Below are 19679 nucleotides of genomic sequence, written 5' to 3'. Positions count from 1 at the left end.
ATTCAGAGAATTGCCAAGTGAATGGGATTGAACAAACGATTCAATCCAATAGATAGATAGCCGGATCTGAGGGGATCGGGATTTCTTATGAGTTTCATTTTAAGGGGGTAAGTTCATGGGAGAAGCATGCAAAGTTCTTATTGTCGATGACGAAATGTTGATCAGACAAGGGATCATTAATTATATTGCCTGGGAACAAGAGGGCTTTCAAATTGTCGGGGAAGCTTCGAACGGCAAAGAAGCGATGCAATTGATTGCGGAATTTTCTCCGCATATTGTCATTACGGACATCGTCATGCCGATCATGGACGGCATCGACTTAGTTAAAGAAGGAAAGAAAGAATTTCCAAACACTGAATTCATTGTCTTGAGCAGTTTTGAAGACTTCGATTACGTGCGGTCGATGTTCCAGAACGGCGTCGCCGATTATATATTAAAGCCTAAGTTGAACGGTCCCGAATTATTGCGGATCTTAAACCGAGTAGTGGGAAGGATTCCGGACTTGCAGCATTCCGGATCGGCAGTGAAGCCAGAACGCTCTGTCGAAGAAATGCTGGAGAGCATGATCCTGGGCTACGACTTTGCCTTGGAAGGGGCGATTTTATCGGATGTGCTGCCCAATAGCCAATTCGCTTTAGTGGCTATCCATGGAAAAAGCCTGGATCCGAGTCAGCTGAAAACGACATTAAAACGCTCTATTCTTGAAGAACTGCCGATTTTTTCCTTGAATTCCAGCGAGTCCGAAACCCTTCTTTTGTTCAATTTCAAACCGCATCAGCTGGAAGCCGTCAAACAGGCCATCGAATACCAGGCACTCGAATTGATAGGCACAATGTGGATGGTGTATGAGCCATTCGATGCCATCGACAACATGAAAAGAGTGTACGATGAAGGCCGTTCCAAGATGAAAAAGTATGGGTTTTATTTGCCGGATACGAGCTTATTCGTCTACGATAAGTTGCCGATAGAAAATGAAAAACAAGCCAATTTCGACTTGAATCACTTTATCGAGATGTTCAAAGACCGGCTGTTCAATGCGGCTTTTACGTATTTGGAAAACCATGTCGATTATTTGGCTGGGCGCTTTAATAACGACAGCTTCGAATTCAAATCATTTTTAGGCAATATCGTCTTCAACATCATCGTGTTATTGGATGCCATGAAATACAACACCGAAGACCTCGAAAAAAAGAAATACGGCTATTTCTCAACCATTAACGAAGCCGTTCATGTCAACGAAGCGCTGGATCAGTTCAATGGATTCCTGGAAGAAGTGCGGATCATCATGCTCTTGGGCGACAAAGCAGGTGATCCGGCGAATAACCTCGATAAGATTCTGGCTTACATCGAACAGCATTACACAGAGCCGCTGCGACTGTCGGAAATCGCCAACCATTTCCACTTTAACGCGTCCTATCTGTCTTCGTATTTCAGCACACACCACAAAGAAGGGTTCAGCGAATATTTGAACCGGGTGCGGATCAAAAAATCGATGGAATTGCTGGAGAACAGCACCGTGTCCATCTCGAACATTAGCGGGATGGTCGGCTATTCGGAGCATAGCTATTTTTGCAAAGTGTTCAAACGCATAACTGGAATGTCTCCAGGCAGCTATCGAAAGGAGCTCCAAGCGCACCATGAAAATGAAGAAAAAGGTCTTTCTAGTCTTAAGAAATAACAGCCTGTTTATCAAAATGTTCCTGATCATGGTGCTCAGCATCGTAGCTGTGTCGCTCCTGATCACGTTCAGCTCGATCCGGATGTCTTCCAATTTATTCATGGAAACCTTCAGCATTTCGAACACGAAAGCCTTGGAACAGATTGAAACGGAATTCGAGGCGTATAGCTTTGCCATCGTCAGTGCGATGAATGAAGTCCAAAATAACGGCACCATCAAAAGGGTCTTGACTCAAGAAAATGGAAACGCTATTGAAACATCAAGAGCTTATCATGACATCAGCCGGCAGATGGAACGCATTTATCCGACAGTAGAGTCCTATGATGCGAATATGATCGTGCTGGGATTCAACGAGCGGCTGTACAACGCGAATTATTCAAATTGGCCGGTTTCATGGGAAGTGCTGCGAAACCATCCGATTACAAAATACGCGATCAATCAGCCCAATAGACTGGTTTATCAATTTTTGCCGTCCACTTCGTTTAATGACGAACCGATGATTGTGGCCACGAAAGCATTAATGGAATGGTCGACTGGTGAAATTTACGGTGTCTTGTATTTCCCGATCCGGGAAGCGCAATTGAAAGAATTCTACGAAGGCTACACGAGCATAGAAAACGAAGTGATGTTGGTCAATGAAAGAGGAAGGATCATTTCCAGCAACAAAAAAGAAATGATCGGGGATGATGCGGTCGACGTCATGGCATTGGCAAAAGAAGTCGACGATGAGGAACTGGAATTTAAAGATGTGCATGTGTTTGATAAGAATTATATGTTAATGTCGCAATACCTTCCAACCTATAATATGTATTTGGTGAATCTGGTGGATAAAAGCGCGGTCTTGGATAATTTGGTCAATACGAAAGAAATTCTCCTGATTAGTCTGGGCATCGTCCTGCTGGCTGTGATTGTGGTATTCATCATTTCCCGCCGGATGACCAATTCAATCAGCCGATTGGTCAAGCAAATCTCAACAATGGCTAAACACGATTTCAACAAGCCTGTGGCTGAAACCGGCGGCTATGAAGCGAAGAAAATCGCCACTGCCTTCAACTCCATGCTCAGTGAATTGCAGGAATACGTCGATCTCGTCGTCCAGGCTCAGCAAAAGCAGCGCGGCGCGGAATTGATGGCGCTGCAGCATCAAATCAATCCGCATTTCCTATACAATACCTTGGCTTCAGTGAAGTTTATGGTCCAACAAGGCAAAAAGGAAAAAGCGACCGATATGATCCACGCGCTGATTTCGTTATTGCAAAATGCCCTCAGTAATGTCGATCAAACCATCACCGTGGAACAGGAAATTACGGATTTAAAAAATTACGTCCTGATCAACCAAGCGCGCTACGGTGAGGGAATCAAAGTGAATTTCTTCATTTCACCGGATTGCCTGGACTGCCAGCTGCCGAAGCTAATCCTTCAGCCGTTTATCGAAAATGCTTTTTTCCATGCGTTCAACGAGAAAAAAGAAGGCTTTGTCCAAATACTCGTGTCCCAAAAAGGCGACAACCTGTTATGTGAGATTGTTGATAATGGCGACGGCATGGAAATCAAAGGCGACCATACGAAAGAAGATATCAAAGAGAAACGCCATCTGTTTAGCGGGATCGGCATACGCAATGTTCATGAACGCATTCAATTGCTGTATGGAGAAGAATATGGCGTAGAAATTACAAGTGAGAAGGGCGAGGGAACCAAAGTGAAAGTGGAGATGCCTCTTCGAAAAACGGAAGTTTCAGAAATTTCCAACAAAATTACAAGTATCTAAGAATAGTCCAACTAATACGAATAGAAGTTTGAAATATCTAAAAATTTTTGAATAAAACACCTAAAGATTGTGCTAACAATCTTTTTTTTTTGGTCGCTATACTGTATGTAAGGCGAAAAGTTAAGCGCTTACAAAAAGGGGGATTTAAGATGAAGAAGTTTTATCTTATGTTATTGCTGGCAGTCGGCATGCTTGTGTTGGCAGCTTGTTCTTCAGGGGATGAAGAAGCAAGTGGAAGCGGCGGTTCAGAAGGTTCATCCGGTACAGATACCATTACAGCTTGGGCTTGGGATCCGGCATTCAACATTGCAGCTCTTGAAAAAGCAAAAGAAGCATACAATGGAGACGGCGAGTTTGAAGTCGAAATCATTGAAAATGCACAAGACGATATTATTCAAAAACTAAACACGGGACTTAGCTCTGGTACGACTAAGGGAATGCCAAACATTGTCTTGATCGAAGATTACCGTGCACAAAGTTTCTTGCAAGCTTACCCGGATGCATTCCATCCATTGACGGATGTCATCGAAGCATCCGACTTTGCTGAATACAAAATTGCGACTACGAGCCACGAAGGCGAGCAATACGGATTGCCATTCGATTCAGGCGTAGCTGGATTGTATGTACGAACAGACTATCTTGAAGAAGCAGGATATACAGTAGAAGATGTAACGAATATCACGTGGGATGAATACATTGAAATCGGTAAAAAAGTAAAAGAAACAACAGGCAAAAACATGCTGACATTGGACCCGAACGACTTGGGGCAAATCCGCATGATGATTCAGACAAACGGTTCTTGGTATGTGGATGAAGATGGCTCAACACCAAACCTTGCTGGCAACGAAACACTTGCCAAAGCATTTGAAACATACAAAAAGATGATGGATGCAGACATCGGCAAAATCGTTTCTGACTGGAGCCAGTTTGTCGGCGCCTTCAACAGCGGGGATGTCGCCAGTGTTCCAACAGGAAACTGGATTACGCCAAGCATCAAACAGTCAGCAGATCAATCAGGCAACTGGGCAGTGGTTCCAATGCCACGATTGGATATGGAAGGAGCGGTCAACGCTTCTAACTTGGGCGGAAGCTCATGGTACGTCTTGAACGTGGACGGCAAAGAAGAAGCGGCAGATTTCATGTTGAATACATTCGGTTCGAATCCTGACTTGTATCAAACATTGGTTAAAGACATCGGCGCTCTTGGGACTTACTCAGCGGCAGCTGAAGGCGATGCTTATGCAGTAGAAGACGAATTCTTCGGCGGGCAGCAAATCATCACTGACTTCTCGAAATGGACTGACGAAATTCCAGCCGTCAATTATGGCCTTCACACTTATGCAATTGAAGATATTTTGGTTACTGGAATGCAAGATTATTTGAACGGCGCAGAGCTTACGACAGTACTTGAAAATGTCCAAGGACAAGCTGAAGCACAACTCAAATAATTGATTGAAAATAAATGAAGCCTTGAGTTGACGCCGAATAACTGGTAGAAGTGCTTGTTCGCTCACCAGTCCGGCTCAGCTCAAGTTTTTTTTATAGGAGGAATGAGAAACATGAGCCAGCAATCAACGAAAAAAGGTGAAATGGATCTTCCAGTGCGCTTGCGCTATAAAGAAACCAAACGCGAAAAAACAGGTGTGTATTTCAAGAAAAAAGTTGGTTGGCTGTTCATCATTATCTCAGTCATCGCAATCACAATTTTTAACTTTTATCCGATGGTACAAGCCTTTCTCTTGTCGTTCCAATCTGGAATGGGCGGGAATCTCGAATATGTGGGCTTAGAGAACTGGCAGCGATTGTTCGGTGACCCGACATTTATCGCAGCGCTAACCAATACATCAATCTATCTCCTCATTCAAGTCCCATTGATGATTGTCTTGGCGTTATTTTTTTCCGTATTGTTAAATGATCCCAAACTGAAATTCAGAGGCTTTTTCAGAATCGCGATTTTCTTGCCTTGTGTCACTTCACTGGTTGCCTATTCGGTCATCTTTAAATACTTGTTCGGTGTCGATGGCATCATCAACCTATTTTTACTCAATTTCGGGTTCATCTCTGAAACAATCAACTTTTTAGCCGATCCCTTTTGGGCAAAGGTGGTTATCATCCTGGCGATTACATGGAGATGGACTGGCTATAATATGATTTTCTATCTGGCGGCTTTGCAAAACGTCGATAAGTCGATTTACGAAGCAGCAAGAATTGATGGAGCAAACTCCATCCAGCAGTTTTTCCAAATCACCGTTCCACTGTTGAAACCGATTATTTTGTTCACATCGATCACGTCAACAATCGGTACATTGCAGATTTTTGATGAAATCGTCAACATTACTAATGGCGGACCCGGAAATGCGACAATTTCCATTTCGCAATATATCTACAATCTTTCATTTGAATACACGCCTGACTTCGGTTACGCGTCAACCGTATCGTACGTTATCGTAATCTTGGTTGTAATTCTTTCCATTATTCAATTCAGAGTGGCGGGTGAGAGAAAATGAAAAACTTGAAAAGAATCTTCATCTACACGTTCCTAAGCCTCGCAGCCATAGTGTCCATTTTCCCGTTCCTGTGGATGCTCGTCAGCATCACCAATAAATCGGTGGATGTAACGCAGGGGCGCTTACTGCCTGGAACCCACTTGGTTGAAAACATGAAAACCTTGTTTGCGACAGTGGACATCGTTCCGGCCCTGGTCAATTCAGCGATCATCGCGATCATCACTACTATTTTGACGCTTTTGCTTGCATCGCTTGCTGGCTATGGGTTTGAGATCCATCGCAGCAGAGGAAAAGACATCATTTTCAACATTTTGCTGCTGTCGATGATGATTCCGTTTGCGGCAATTATGGTGCCGTTGTACCGCATGTTCGGCAGCATCAGCGACACCGCACCTTTAATTGGAATTGACTCGCTGGGCGCTGTTATTCTGCCGACAGCCACAACAGCGTTCTTCATCTTTTTCTTCCGCCAGAACACGAAAATGTTTCCAAAAGATTTGGTGGAAGCGGGACGGATTGATGGCTTGAGTGAACTTGGCGTCTTTTTCCGAATTTACATGCCTACGATGAAAACGACATACGCTGCAGCGGCGATCATTACATTCATGAACAGCTGGAATAATTATTTGTGGCCGTTGGTCATCCTGCAATCACCGGAAAAAAGAACCATTCCCTTACTGATTTCTAACTTGGGTTCAAGCTACTCGCCAGACTACGGCGTCATCATGTCAGCCATCGTCATCGCTACATTGCCGACCGCGATCGTATTCTTCCTGATGCAGAAACACTTTGTTGCGGGAATGATGGGCTCGGTAAAGGGTTAAAGTTAATCATCGATATTCCGAAAAATAGCTACGCTTGCCGCGGGCGAGCGCCAAGCCGCTTCGTCGCTGCGCTCCTGCAGGGTCTCGGCTGTCTCGTCGCTTCGCTGCCCCGCAGGCGTCTCCGCTATTTTTCTCCATATCTGATTAAGTAGTAGAAAAGTTTAGTTGCTTTCAGTTATTCAGTTACCTAGCGCCGACGCGTCCAAGGGCTAGGCAAGGAGATGGCCAAATGAAATTTGGACCATTTCCTTTGCTTCGAAGCTAGCGCAGCGATGTAACGCACTTTCATGTCTCGAAGCTAGCGAAGCGATGCAGAAACAATCGTCTTTGCTCTACCCAGAGCGGCCGAAGCGGATAAGAAGTCCACTTTATCTAAGTTACAAGTAGGAGGTAAATTGTGCCGATTTTATACAACGACTCTACGCGGGAGTTTCATCTGCAAACTGAAAAAACAAGCTACATTTTTAGCGTTATGGAAAATGATCAACTTGGCCAACTTTATTATGGAAAGAAGCTTCACCACAGAAAGTCGTTCCATCGCTTATTCCATGTGGAAGCCACGCCGAATACAGCCTGTGTCAATGAAGGGGATCTTGTGTTTTCGCTGGATTTGCTCAAACAGGAGTATCCGGCATACGGAACAACCGATTTCCGCGAGCCGGCTTATCAGGTTCTGCAGGAAGACGGCAGCCGCATAACGAATTTCGTGTATCGGGATCATCGAATTTTCGGAGGTAAAAAGAAGCTGGAAGGTTTGCCTGCTACTTATGTAGAGAGTGATGAGGAAGCAAGCACCTTAGAGATTTTTTTATACGATAAAGAAATCGATGTAGAGCTCCGGCTTTCCTATACATTGTTTGAGGAATTAAATGCGATTACCCGGTCGGCTCAATTTATCAATCGCGGGCAGGCGGAGGTGAATTTGACGAGAGCGCTAAGTGCTAGCATTGATTTGCCGGATTCGAATTTTGAGATGGTTCAACTTTCAGGTTCGTGGGCAAGAGAGCGGCATATCAAAAACCGCAAACTGGTTCCTGGAATTCAAAGCATTGCCAGCACAAGAGGAACGAGCAGTGCTCAGCACAATCCGTTTCTTGCACTGAAACGCCCAGAAACAACAGAACACCAAGGTGAAGTATACGGAGCGAGCCTTGTGTACAGTGGCAATTTCCTGGCGCAGGTAGAAGTGGACCATTACGACGTAACCCGCTTAATGATGGGCATCAATCCATTCGATTTTAATTGGCTGCTGAAAAACGGTGAGAGCTTCCAAACGCCGGAAGTGGTCATGGTGTATTCGGCTGAAGGGTTGAACGGCATGAGCCAGACTTTCCACCGTTTGTACCGGACCCGGTTGGCGCGAGGGCAATGGCGCGATCGTGATCGTCCCGTATTGATCAATAACTGGGAAGCGACGTATTTCGATTTTGATGAAAAGAAAATCTTTGAGCTCGCCAAATCATCCAAGGAATTGGGTGTAGAGCTATTTGTCTTAGACGATGGCTGGTTCGGCAAACGCGATGCTGACACCACTTCCTTAGGCGATTGGTCCGAAGATAAGCGCAAATTGCCGAATGGCATCACCCGATTGGCAAAAGACATTACCGGCTTGGGGATGGAATTCGGCTTATGGTTTGAACCGGAAATGGTGTCGAAAGTCAGCGAACTGTATAAAGCCCATCCGGATTGGGTGATTCACGTTCCAAAACGCCAGATGTCGCATGGCCGAAACCAATTTGTTCTGGATTTCTCGAGACAGGAAGTTGTGGATTTCATTCACGATTTAATGGCAGACATTTTGCAAGACGCTCCGATTTCATACGTGAAATGGGACATGAACCGCTATATGACGGAAATCGGCTCGCTGGATTTACCGGCAAACCGACAGCGCGAAGTGATGCACCGTTACATTCTTGGCGTTTATTCCTTATATGAACGGTTAACGACAGAATTCCCACATGTGTTATTTGAGTCTTGTGCAGGAGGGGGTAGCCGGTTCGATCCGGGCTTGCTGCATTATGCGCCGCAAGGATGGACGAGTGACGATACGGATGCGGTTGAACGTTTGAAGATTCAATACGGCACATCGATGGTTTATCCTATCTCTTCAATGGGTGCGCACGTATCCGCAGTGCCCAATCATCAAGTAGGCCGGATGACGAGCCTTGAGACACGGGCTAACGTCGCTTACTTTGGCGCATTTGGCTATGAACTGGATGTGACGATGATGACGGATGCAGAAAAAGAAAGAGTTAAACAGCAGATTGCTTTCTACAAAGAAAATCGTGCGCTGATCCAGCAAGGAAGATTTTACCGCATCGAAAGCCCCTTTGCGGTAGATGGCAACCGCACCAGTTGGATGGTCGTGTCGGAAGACCAGCGTGAGGCGATGCTTGGCTTTTACCAAGTTCTAGCGCAGCCGAATCCCGGGCTTACCCGCGTTTTCTTCAAAGGGCTGAATCCGGAATTCGAGTATGCAATCGATGGATTGGACGACACGTTTTATGGCGATGAATTAATGGCTGCAGGCTTGCATCTCAACCGCTGCCGCTCCAATGAACATCCGGCTGACTTTTCATCAATTATTTTTAAGTTAAAGCGTGTATAAATGCGATGCTCCGCAAAGCTGGAGCAGCTTTGCGGAATATCAACAACCTCATTCCAACCTACATAGGAGGCGTCGAAGTGCTGACTGTTCAAAACGAATCGTTTTATTTTAAAGGGGAGCCTTTCCAAATCTTATCGGGCGGCATGCATTATTTCCGCACGGTGCCGGAACAATGGGAAGACCGCTTACGGAAATTGAAGGCGTTGGGGCTGAATACAGTCGAGACCTACATTCCGTGGAATTTCCATGAACCGAAAAAAGGGGAGTTTAATTTTTCCGGAATGGCGGATATCGAACGCTTTATCGAGCTGGCGCATAGCATTGGACTTTATGTGATTTTGCGCCCGGCGCCGTATATTTGCGCAGAATGGGAAATGGGCGGCCTGCCGTCGTGGCTGTTAAAGCATAAAAGCTTGGTCATGAGAAGCAGCCATCCGTCTTTTCTGAAGCATGTGGCAGATTATTTTGCTGAATTACTGCCGAAATTCAAACGCCATCTTTATCAAAATGGCGGGCCGGTCATCGCCATGCAAATCGAGAATGAATATGGCGCGTACGGCAACGATTCGGCTTATCTGGATTTTTACAAAGAACAATACGAAAAGCATGAACTGGATACATTCCTGTTCACGTCAGACGGCCCGGACTTTATCACGCAAGGCTCGCTGCCGGATGTCACGACGACGTTGAATTTCGGTTCGCGGGTGGATGAGTCGTTCCAAGCGCTTGAAGCATTCAAGCCGGGATCGCCGAAAATGGTGGCTGAGTTTTGGATCGGCTGGTTTGATTATTGGACAGGTGAACACACGGTGCGGAGCGGGGAAGATGTCGCAGCGGTTTTTAAAGAAATTATGGAGAAGAACATCTCTGTCAATTTCTACATGTTCCACGGCGGCACAAACTTCGGCTTCATGAACGGCGCAAACCATTACGATATCTATTACCCGACAATCACCAGCTACGATTACGACAGTTTGCTGACAGAGGGCGGTGCCATTACTGAGAAATACAAGGCCGTCAAGAAAGTCTTGAGCGATTACCGGGAAGTGCCGGTTGATTTTGTGGAGGAACCATCGGCGACCGCATATGGAAACGTCACGCTTACGGAATCAGTCAGTTTGTTCGACGTTCTGGAAGACATCAGCGGCAAAGCCGAGCACATTGTTCCGCTGGCCATGGAAGACATCGACCAGGCTTACGGCTACACGCTTTACCGCACGACTATCAATCGCCAAGGGGAATTGAAATTCAACTCAAGCAACATCCGCGACCGAGGCTTCATCTATATAAACGGACGCTACATCGCCACAACGTATATCAACGATGTGGACAAAGAGCTCGTACTCGATTTCCCGGATGCCGTGAACACGTTGGAGATCCTGGTTGAAAACATGGGGCGCGCCAATTACGGCGAACATTTGACCGATCCAAAAGGGCTCATCAAAAATCCATGGCTCGGTGAACAATATTTCTTCCACTGGGAAATGTTCAAAGTGGAGCTGGATCTCTTGCCTGAAGACTACGGGACGAGCCAAGACCGGCGTTTCCCCAAATTCTTCCGCGGCTCGTTTGATGCAGAGGAAGGCCAGGATACATATGTCGATCTGCATGGATTTACAAAAGGCAATGTCTTCATCAACGGCTTTAATCTCGGACGCTACTGGAATACAGCAGGGCCACAGCAACGCCTTTACTTGCCGGGACCATTATTGAAAAAAGAACACAACGAAATTGTCGTGTTGGAACTTGAAAACACCACAACTGACCAAATCCAATTGTTGGATCAGCCAAAGCTTGGGTGATCGAAGTGGAACCAGAAGGGATGGAAAAACATGATCAACGATAAATTGCCGAAAATCTGGCACGGTGGGGACTATAATCCGGAACAATGGGATTCGAAAGAAATTTGGGACGAAGACGTCCGGATGTTCAAGCTGGCAGGAATCGACGTCGCGACATTGAATGTCTTTTCGTGGGCATTAAATCAGCCGAATGAAGAAACGTATAATTTTGACTGGCTCGACGACAAGATCAACCGACTCTACGAAAACGGCATTTACACTTGCCTAGCAACAAGTACGGCAGCGCATCCGGCATGGATGGCGAAGAAATACCCGGACGTTTTGCGCGTGGATTTTTACGGCAGAAAACGAAAATTCGGCAGCCGTCACAACTCGTGTCCGAACAGCCCGACGTACCGCGAGTATTCTGAGAAGATTGCTGAGAAATTAGCAGAACGCTACAAAGACCACCCGGCCGTCTTGATCTGGCACGTGTCCAACGAATACGGCGGCTATTGCTATTGCGACAACTGCCAAGACGCTTTCCGCAATTGGTTGAGCGACAAATACGGCACACTCGAAAAGCTCAATAAAGCGTGGAATACCGGATTCTGGGGCCATACTTTCTACGAATGGGACGAAATCGTTGCACCGAATATGCTGAGCGAAGAACGCGAAAACAACGAATCCGATTTTCAGGGCATTTCGCTCGATTACCGCCGTTTCCAGTCGGACAGCTTATTGGATTGCTACAAGCTGGAATACAATGCGATCCGCAAGCACGTGCCAAATACCCCGATCACAACAAATCTGATGGGCACATACCCGATGCTGGATTATTTCAAATGGGCGAAAGAAATGGACGTCGTGTCATGGGACAATTACCCGGCAATTGATACGCCGTTCAGTTACACGGCGATGACGCACGATTTGATGCGCGGATTGAAGAACGGACAGCCGTTCATGCTGATGGAGCAAACGCCGAGCCAGCAAAACTGGCAGCCGTATAATTCCTTGAAACGTCCAGGCGTCATGCGCTTATGGAGCTACCAGGCAATCGGCCGCGGAGCGGATACGATCCTGTACTTCCAGCTGCGGCGCTCAGTCGGCGCTTGCGAGAAATACCACGGAGCGGTCATTGAACACGTCGGCCATGAAAATACGCGGGTCTTCAATGAAGTAGCCCAATTAGGTAAAGAATTGAACAGCCTATCTGATCGCTTGCTCGATGCACGGGTCAACGCCAAAGTAGCGATTGTCTTTGATTGGGAAAACCGCTGGGCGACTGAACTGTCAAGCGGACCTTCCGTGTCGCTCGACTACGTCAACGAAGTCCATAAATATTACGATGCGCTGTACAAACTCAATGTCCAAGTTGATATGATTGGCGTGGAAGAAGACTTGAGCCAATACGATGTTGTCATTGCGCCGATCTTGTATATGGTCAAAGAAGGCTATGCAACGAAAGTAGAACAATTCGTGCAAAACGGCGGCACGTTCCTGACAACTTTCTTCAGCGGCATCGTAAACGAAAGCGACATTGTCACATTGGGCGGCTACCCTGGCGAATTGCGCAATGTCCTTGGCATTTGGGCGGAAGAAATCGATGCGCTTCATCCGGATGAAACGAACCAAATCGTACTGAAAGATGCCCGCGGCAACATGAGTGGCAGCTATTCATGCAATTTGCTGTTTGACTTGATCCATACGGAAGGCGCGGAAGCGGTTGCTGAATACGGTTCTGACTTTTACAAAGGCATGCCGGTTCTTACCGTCAATAAATTCGGCAAAGGGAAAGCGTGGTACGTGGCGTCAAGCCCGGACGCAGAATTCCTCGTCGACTTCCTGCAGACGGTCTGCGAAGAAGCTGGCGTCGAGCCGTTGCTGGCTGTACCGGAAGGCATCGAAACAACCGAACGCGTGAAAGACGGTCAAACCTACCTGTTTGTGCTGAACCATAATACCGAACAAGCTACTATCGATTTGCAAGACAGCCAGTACCAGGAATTGCTGACAGATCAGCAATTGAGCGGGAATGTTGAGTTGGAAGCGAAAGGTGTTCTGATTTTGGCGAAGGTGTAAACGGATTTGCCGACATACGGAAAAACACAAAAGAGGCTGAACCTTGAAAAAGGATCAGCCTCTTTTTTATTGTATTAAGGGCAGACACCTTGTTTGTTCAAGGTGCTGATAAATCGTTCAAATGCTGTCGTTTCTTTTAATACGCCGGCGTCTTCAAGCACTCGGACGAATTTTCTCCCCAGTTCTTTTTGCAGAAGAACCTGGACATCTTCGCGAAGCGCAAGAACGCCATATTGTGCTTTTAATTGTTCAGCCCATTCGAGGTGGGGAGCGGCTACGTTATGTAGATGCCCAAGCAAAAATTCCTCGATTTCAGCCAGTTCATCTTTTAACCGGGGCGGTAAAACGGCAAGCCCCATTACTTCGATCAATCCGATATTTTCTTTTTTGATGTGCTGGACATCCGCGTGCGGGTGAAAAATCCCGGACGGATATTCCAAGGTTGTCCGGTTGTTTCTTAGCACAAGGTCGATTTCGAACAGCCCATTGCGATTTCGCGCGATAGGGGTGATGGTGTTGTGGGGTGTATCGCCGGTAAATGCTAGGACATCCGCTGATTCATCGGAATAATTTTTCCACGTCTGTAAAATCTCATCAGCAGCGTCCACCAGCTTGCCGATTTCTTTGCCTTTCAAACGGATAACGGACATCGGCCATTTCACGACGGATGCGGCGATACCAGGATGTGAATTCAAAGGGAACACAAACGCATCTTCCGCTGTCGTCATGGCAAATTCATAACGTCCGGCCTGGTAATGGTCATGGCTTAAAATGGACCCTCCAACGATCGGCAAGTCGGCGTTCGAACCGATAAAGTAATGGGGGAAGAGCGCTGTAAAACTAAGCAATCGTTCAAATCCAATTCGATCAATCTTCATGTCACGGTGTTCCTCAGAAAGCAAAATGCTGTGCTCGTTATAATAAACATAGGGCGAATACTGGAAATACCAATTTTCCTCTGTGAGAGGGACTTTAACGACCCGATGATTCGCGCGTGCTGGATAGCCAATCCGGCCTGCATAGCCTTCGTTTTCTTTACATAATAGACATTTTGGGTAACAGAGCGTTTGTTTCATCTCACGTTCTTTTTTGATTTGCTCAGGATCTTTTTCGGGTTTCGACAGATTAATGGTAATATCCATTTGGCCGTAGGCAGTGTCCGCTTTATAAGAAATGTTTTTCTTGATCCGGTTCATCTGAATGTAGTTGCTGTTTTTGCTTAATTCATAAAAGTAATCGGTTGCTGCGATTGGGGATTCTGCATATTTTTCATTAAAAAGAGTGTTGATGGCAGAAGGCCTGGCTACAAAACAATTCATGATAGTAGCTGACAGCATTTCCTTGTCGTCAAACATGTTCGTAATAACGCCTTGTTCCACTGCATAACCCGTCAAATTTTCCAGCAGGTTTGGGATGCTATCATCTGCAGCTTCGATAGCTTCTTCAGGAAACGATTCCAGCCCCAGAAGATTCATCACCTGGTTGCGGGCATAATCGATATCATCCGCTTCTATCAAGTTGGTTTCGATGGCTTTGTGAATAAGTCCAAGAAGATTTTGGTAAACCATTTCTACACTTCCTTTTCGTAGCCTGATGGATGCGAAGAATGCCAATTCCATGCATCTTCGATTATTTTAGCAACAGAAGTATGGACAGGCTTCCAGCCCAATACTTGTTTAGCCTTATCTGAACTGGCGATTAAGGTGCCCGGGTCGCCTGCTCTGCGAGGACCTATTTTTACCGGAATTTCTTTTCCGGTTACAGAACGGGCTGCAGAAATCATTTCACTCACTGAAAACCCTTGGCTGCTTCCCAGGTTGAATACATCGCTTTCCCCGTCTTTTTTCAAATACTCCAACGCCAATAAATGTGCTTTGATGAGGTCTTCGACATGGACGTAGTCGCGGATGCACGTCCCGTCCGGAGTGTCATAATCATCTCCAAAAATCGTAATTTCCTGTCGCTGCCCGAGTGCTGTTTGCAAGATAAGAGGGACGAGATGCGATTCAGGTTGGTGATCTTCCCCTATTTCTGCCGTTTCTCTTGCACCGGCCACGTTAAAATAACGCAAGGAAACAAATTTTAAGCCATGGGCCAATGCTGTCCACTTCATCATTTTTTCCATGGTCAGCTTTGTTTCGCCGTAAGCATTGCCGGGGTTGGTTGGCATCGTTTCGGTAATCGGCACCGCTTCCGGCTCGCCGTAGGTTGCTGCGGTAGAAGAAAAGACGATTTTTTTAACATCGTGCTTGATCATGGCTTTCAGCAAAACTTGGGTGCCGTAGACATTATTATCAAAATACTTCAGGGGATTTTCCATCGATTCACCGACAAGGGAATTGGCGGCAAAGTGGAGGACTGTATCAATCGATTCTTTTTCAAAAACAGTATCCAGAAAGTCTGCATTGCGGATATCGCCTTCATAGAAAACCGCCTTCGGGTGTATGGCTCCAAGATGGCCTGTCTCCAAATTATCAACAACGACAACACTGTCCCCTCGATCGATCAATTGGTAAACTGCGTGTGAACCAATATATCCGGCTCCGCCTAAAACTAAAACACTCATATTCAAAACTCCTCTCTAAGTTCTTTTGCGCCATCCGAAATTTTTGCTTCATAAAATGAAGGCGGGAAACCGAATTCTTCGGTATAGCTCTCCGCGATTTTTTCTTTGAAACTTTCGATTTGCGTCTGGTGAACAATCGCAATCGCACAACCGCCGAAGCCAGCACCTGTCATTCGCGCACCGATAACACCCGGTTGCGCCCAAGCCAATTCTGCAATTTTATCGAGCTCCGCGCCAGTAACTTCATAATCATCACGAAGAGAGGTATGAGACTCGTTCATCAATTTTCCAAACGCTTGAATATGGCCTTGTTCAAGTTCTCTTAGCGCGAGCAGTGTTCGTTCGTTTTCATACACCGCATGCTTTGCCCGTTTGCGATTTATCTCACTTCCGATTAGGTGTTTAACTTGTTCGAATTTTTCTGCTGTCAACTCGCCTAAGCTGCTAATTTGCATTTCAGTACGCAAATCAGACAGCGCTTGTTCACATTGGGAGCGGCGCTCATTATACTTTGAAGCGGCCAGTGTCCGTTGTTTATTGGAGTTTATGATGACAATTTCATGATCCATTAATTCGATGGGTGCGTATTTATAATGGAGTGATTGGCAATCCAATAATATCGCAAAGTCTTTTTTCCCTTTGCCGATTGCAAATTGATCCATAATGCCACTGTTGACGCCGATATACTGATTTTCCACGTTTTGTCCCAACTGAATCATACGCAAACGGTTTATTTCTAATTCGAACAGGCCTTCAAGAACAACGCCTGTCGCCATTTCAATAGAAGCGGAAGAGGAAAGTCCGGCACCGTTCGGAATGTTTCCGTAGAACAGAATGTCCAATCCGTGGGGGATTGAAAAACCATCTTTCATAAAATGCTGAATCATGCCTTTCGGAAAGTTCGCCCAGTCGTGATCGGGGTCAAAAGACAAGTCGCCAAGCTCACATTCAATTTTCCCTTGTTCCGAAAAATTCAGCGAGTAGAACCGCAGTTTTTGATCGCTGCGCGGGCTGGCAACTGCATAAGTGCCCAAGGAAATAGCGGCTGGAAACACATGCCCGCCGTTATAATCGGTATGTTCACCAATTAGGTTAATGCGGCCGGGAGCAAAAAAGAAACGTGGTTCGGTATCGTTGTTGAAGATTTCGCGGAAAGTTTGAGCCAATTTAGCCTGATTCATCGTATTCCTCCAATACTTTGTAAATTAATTTAATTAACATAAGTATAGAGTATTTTGGTAAACTATACAATAACGAGATTGGAAGCTATTACGGACGATAGAGTTGGGATTAAGAAGCAGCATACGGAACATCGCTCCGGTCGCTTTGGGCATGACTTCCGCAATAAGCCGAGAAGACCACTTGTCTCATTGCTCCATCTAACTCCTGGAGGCGCCTCCGCTAAGATATCTCTCAATATGGGGAAAAACACAGCATAGACGCCTGCGGAATATCGATTATGAATATTCATGAGTCCAACTTAAATAGTTCAGCAAAAAACGGAGGGATTTACGATGCGTCAAGGTACGTTTAAATGGATGAAATCGGTGAACAAATCGATGATCCTCAATAAAATAAGAAAAGATGGACCGATATCGCGAGCGCAGATTGCTCGGGACACGAAGTTGACGCCGCCGACTGTCAGCAGCAGCGTAAAAGAATTGATTGAACAAGGGATTGTCGAAGAAAGTGATATCGGGCAATCATTGGGTGGCCGGAAACCGACGATGCTGATCGTCAATAACCAGGCCATCACCATTATTGGCGTAGATGCAGGACCGGAAAGCATTGAGTGCATTTTGGCGGATCTCGCAGGCAAGGTGCTGAAGCGGTCCGAAACCAAATTGCAGCTGCCGATCGACAACGGGCAATTTATCGCCGCATTAAAAAGCTGCATCGAAGGAGTTCTGGAAACGGAACATCCGTTAATCGGCATTGGCGTCGCCATGCACGGTGTGGTCGAAGTCGATACCGGCACGTCTTTGTATGCGCCGAATTTGGGCTTGGCGAATATTCCAATCAAAGAAGAGTTGGAAAAGGCATTTGGTTTGGAAGTGAAAGTGGAGAATGATGCGCGAGCCATGGCGCTCGGCGAATACTGGTTCGGCAACCACGGCGAATTGGAAAGCATGCTGGCAGTGAATATCGGCAGTGGCGTTGGTGCAGGCCTGATCCTTAACGGCAAACTTTATCACGGCGCATCCGATATTGCGGGGGAAATCGGCCATATGACAATCGATTTGCACGGCGAAATTTGTGAATGCGGCAACCGCGGATGCCTCCAGACATTTGTCACCGGACCAGCCATCGCCAGAAAAGTGAACAGCGGGACAACGGAAAACCCATTGTCGGCAGAAAACATATTCGAACAGGCTGTCCTTGGCAATGAAAGCTTCACTGCCATCTTGAAAGAAACCGGAAGAGCGATGGGCATTGGCCTGACAAATCTCATCCACATCGTCAATCCGGAAAAAATTGTTCTTGGCGGCGGGGTGTCCAAAGCAGAAGAGTTCATCTTGCCTGCTATACGTGACACCATTCAAACATCTGCATTGACGCCTGCAGCCAGCCAAACAAAAGTGGAAGTTTCCAAACTAGGAGACGATGCGACGCTGATTGGAGCGGTCACCTTGCTCTTGGTGGATATCTTTGAACCAAAATAATCGGAAAAGATTGGAGGGGTGAAACAAGAAATGGAAATCAGTGAAAAGGTATTTGAAGCTAAAGACACAAAGCCAATCAAATTATATACATTGAAAAACGATCAAGGCTTTCAAGTTTCCTGCATTGATTATGGATGTGCAATCACTGAGATTATCGCGCCAGACCGCAACGGAAACTTGGAGAATGTCGTACTTGGCTTTGACACAGTCGAAGAATACAAGAACAATCCTAACTTCTTTGGGGCATTGGTTGGACGTTTTGCCGGACGGATCAAAGATGGGGAGTTTGCCATTGAAGGGTTGGACTATCAAGTCCCCCAAAATGACAATGGCCATCACCTGCACGGCGGCCCGAAAGGCTTACACGCAGTTATTTGGAATTCAAAAGTAATCCAGACAAACAATGAAGCAATCGTCGAATTTACGCATACCAGCCCGGATGGCGAAGAAGGATATCCTGGAACCTTATCCATGACGGTCCGTTATACGCTGAAGAATGACAGCAATCAGCTTGTCATTTCCTATTCAGGAAAATCCGACAAAACGACGTTGCTGAACGTCACCAACCATTCGTATTTCAATTTGAGCGGAAATTTCAAGCGCACCATTCTGGATCATGAATTGACGATGAAAAGCGATCATTATTTGGAACTGGATGATGAATTGCTGCCGACAGGCAAACTGGTCCCAGTTTCCGAAGACCCACTATTCGATTTCCGGAGCGGCAGAAGCATCCGGGAAGCAACAACAGCCGAACATCCGCAAACCAAGCTAGTAGGAAACGGCTACGACCACCCATTTTTATTGAACAACGCAACGCAGCCAGGAATCGAATTAACGGAAGCTGAAAGCGGCCGTAAACTCGTGATCGTAACAACCCAACCGGCAGTGGTTTTGTATACCGGAAACTTTATCGGAGACGCCAGCTCCATAAGAGAAGTTGACGCTCAAGACTATCTGGGGCTGTGCCTAGAGACGCAAAGTCCTCCGGATTCTGTGCGCCATGCCCATTTCCCATCCGCCGTCCTGAAAGCGGAAGAGGAGTTTACGTCGGAGACAAGTTACACTTTCTCCATTGTCAGCAAATGAACAGTTTAATAAAAGCACCTTGTAAAAAGATGACTTCGGTATTGAGCCGAAGCCATCTTTTTTAGATTCTGCAGTATCAACTTTTCGGGCGCAATTCCCATCATTTTCAAAAA

General features: G+C 46.2%; 13 protein-coding genes. 10 read left to right on the top strand and 3 right to left on the bottom strand.

Going from position 1 to position 19679, the window contains the following annotated elements; translation table 11 throughout:
• The first annotated feature begins 115 nt into the window (after positions 1 to 115).
• The 8 genes from AC4EHB_RS12290 (at position 116) to AC4EHB_RS12255 (ending at position 13248) form a co-directional block, all read left to right on the top strand.
• Entirely contained in the window at positions 116 to 1678 is a 1563-nt protein-coding gene (locus tag AC4EHB_RS12290; RefSeq protein WP_490981693.1) for a response regulator transcription factor, read from the top strand.
• Entirely contained in the window at positions 1638 to 3446 is a 1809-nt protein-coding gene (locus AC4EHB_RS12285; protein ID WP_490981692.1) for a sensor histidine kinase, read from the top strand. The genes AC4EHB_RS12290 and AC4EHB_RS12285 overlap by 41 nt, the downstream gene beginning before the upstream one ends.
• A gap of 149 nt (positions 3447 to 3595) precedes the next feature.
• The gene (locus tag AC4EHB_RS12280) at positions 3596 to 4894 is read left to right on the top strand and encodes an ABC transporter substrate-binding protein (protein ID WP_490975769.1); all 1299 of its coding nucleotides are present in this window, start codon (positions 3596 to 3598) and stop codon (positions 4892 to 4894) included.
• Positions 4895 to 5005: 111 nt separating this feature from the next.
• Positions 5006 to 5953: a carbohydrate ABC transporter permease gene (locus AC4EHB_RS12275; protein ID WP_490975770.1), complete on the top strand. Its 948-nt coding sequence runs from the start codon at positions 5006 to 5008 to the stop codon at positions 5951 to 5953.
• On the top strand, positions 5950 to 6777 hold the full coding sequence (locus tag AC4EHB_RS12270; RefSeq protein WP_490975771.1) for a carbohydrate ABC transporter permease: 828 nt from the start codon (positions 5950 to 5952) through the stop codon (positions 6775 to 6777). Before AC4EHB_RS12275 ends, AC4EHB_RS12270 begins: the two co-directional genes overlap by 4 nt.
• 397 nt (positions 6778 to 7174) lie before the next feature.
• Positions 7175 to 9385 (top strand): alpha-galactosidase, encoded by a 2211-nt coding sequence (locus AC4EHB_RS12265; protein ID WP_490981691.1) that lies wholly within the window; start codon positions 7175 to 7177, stop codon positions 9383 to 9385.
• A gap of 77 nt (positions 9386 to 9462) precedes the next feature.
• The gene (locus tag AC4EHB_RS12260) at positions 9463 to 11187 is read left to right on the top strand and encodes a glycoside hydrolase family 35 protein (protein ID WP_490981690.1); all 1725 of its coding nucleotides are present in this window, start codon (positions 9463 to 9465) and stop codon (positions 11185 to 11187) included.
• Positions 11188 to 11217: 30 nt separating this feature from the next.
• Entirely contained in the window at positions 11218 to 13248 is a 2031-nt protein-coding gene (locus AC4EHB_RS12255) for a beta-galactosidase (RefSeq protein WP_490981689.1), read from the top strand.
• A gap of 74 nt (positions 13249 to 13322) precedes the next feature.
• Here AC4EHB_RS12255 and AC4EHB_RS12250 read toward each other — a convergent pair whose 3' ends face one another.
• From AC4EHB_RS12250 to AC4EHB_RS12240, 3 genes are read right to left on the bottom strand one after another with little or no spacing between them, the layout of a single operon-like run.
• Entirely contained in the window at positions 13323 to 14816 is a 1494-nt protein-coding gene (locus tag AC4EHB_RS12250) for a UDP-glucose--hexose-1-phosphate uridylyltransferase (protein WP_490981688.1), read from the bottom strand.
• 2 nt (positions 14817 to 14818) lie between these two features.
• Positions 14819 to 15814 (bottom strand): UDP-glucose 4-epimerase GalE, encoded by a 996-nt coding sequence (galE, locus tag AC4EHB_RS12245; RefSeq protein WP_490981687.1) that lies wholly within the window; start codon positions 15812 to 15814, stop codon positions 14819 to 14821.
• Positions 15815 to 15816: 2 nt separating this feature from the next.
• Positions 15817 to 16995, bottom strand: coding sequence for a galactokinase (locus tag AC4EHB_RS12240; protein ID WP_490975777.1), 1179 nt, complete (start codon positions 16993 to 16995; stop codon positions 15817 to 15819).
• 333 nt (positions 16996 to 17328) lie between these two features.
• Here AC4EHB_RS12240 and AC4EHB_RS12235 point away from each other — a divergent pair, with 333 nt between their 5' ends.
• Positions 17329 to 18477 (top strand): ROK family protein, encoded by a 1149-nt coding sequence (locus AC4EHB_RS12235; RefSeq protein ID WP_490975778.1) that lies wholly within the window; start codon positions 17329 to 17331, stop codon positions 18475 to 18477.
• A 30-nt stretch (positions 18478 to 18507) separates the two neighbouring features.
• Positions 18508 to 19566, top strand: coding sequence for an aldose epimerase family protein (locus AC4EHB_RS12230; protein ID WP_490981761.1), 1059 nt, complete (start codon positions 18508 to 18510; stop codon positions 19564 to 19566).
• The last annotated feature ends 113 nt before the right edge of the window (positions 19567 to 19679 follow it).

Source organism: Planococcus sp. TJ-302 (genome assembly GCF_058268455.1).
Note: the sequence above shows the minus strand (reverse complement) of the source record. Positions and strands in the feature narration are given on the sequence as shown.